This is a genomic window from Amedibacillus sp. YH-ame6 (genome assembly GCF_053848845.1).
The window spans coordinates 1-1,245 of record NZ_JBSPEZ010000050.1; the positions used below are offsets into that span (position 1 = coordinate 1).

The window sequence follows — 1,245 nt, forward strand, 5'->3', positions numbered from 1 at the left end:
CTTTGGTATGGAAGCAAAAAGTCTACCTTACACGCAGCCATCGACGATTCAACAGGATTGCTTACTGGTCTATTTATGGACAATCAAGAGACATTGAATGGCTATTACAATGTCCTCTATCAAACACTTAATTCTTATGGAATTCCTTATGCCTTTCTAACAGATAGAAGAACCGTATTCGAATATAAAAAGATATCCTCTCCCAACATTGAAAAGGATACCTTCACTCAGTTTTCCTATGCTTGTTCCATACTGGGAACTGAGATCAGAACAACCAGTGTAGCACAAGCAAAAGGACGCGTTGAGCGGCTGTTTCAAACGCTTCAAACCAGACTCCCCATTGAGTTTCGCCTCAATGGAATAACTACGCTGGAGGGCGCTAATGCATTTCTCTCCCACTACAAAGAAAAATTCAACAAACAGTTCTCATTGCCTATACATGATAACAAAAATGTCTTCGTTAAGCAACCTGATAAAGACAGAATAAACCAAATCCTCGCAGTATTATCACCACGTGTTATTGATGCGGGACACTGCATAAAGTTCAAAAACGAGTATTATCTGCCACTGAACAGCAATGGTGTAAAACAATTTTTCAGCAAGGGTACAAAAGCATTAGTTATAGAGGCATTCGATAAAGTAAAATATCTTACCATCGATGAACATGTTTATATATTGGAAAAGGTAGAAAAAAGAGCAATGACATCACCATCTTTAGATGGCTCACAAAGGCCTAAGATAAGAAAGCAAATCATTCCTTCAATGACGCATCCTTGGAGAGCCAGTAACTTCGAAAAGTATGCGAGCAAAGCTAATATAACGCAGCAATCGCAAACGTGCATGGAGGCATAATATGAACATACTAAAACATAGAGAGAATTACAATCCATATGGTCTTACGATGACTTATGGTACTCCTTATACATTGGAAGAAACTAAAACATACTTCCGTGCAATCAACATAACTTCAGAAGAACTAGCTGACTTAAACGAATGGGTCAAGGATGGTAATAATTTTTATCACAACCCCTGGTGCGTTTATAATGAAGCAGGATATTTAGCAAGCTTTATTGATGGTTTTCGCCTTGTGAAGGACATGTATGAAGACTATACCAGGCAATTACTGATTCCCTCATCACCGATTACTGATAATGCCTTTATCTATGATGATCTGCCATTTTAGTGAGAGATTTTATTTTCGCTTATGTTTCATCTTTTTTGAGACATTTTCAAAAACGGTTGACA

At 37.8% G+C, this 1,245-nt stretch carries 1 protein-coding gene and 1 pseudogene; both read left to right on the forward strand.

The features are described from left to right. Nucleotides 1-852: pseudogene (locus ACWG0P_RS15985) on the forward strand (ISNCY family transposase); the annotation flags it as partial. 1 nt (nucleotide 853) lies between these two features. Next, a complete protein-coding gene (locus ACWG0P_RS15990; RefSeq protein WP_455802558.1) occupies nucleotides 854-1,183 on the forward strand; it encodes a hypothetical protein in 330 nt (109 codons plus the stop codon). The last annotated feature ends 62 nt before the right edge of the window (nucleotides 1,184-1,245 follow it).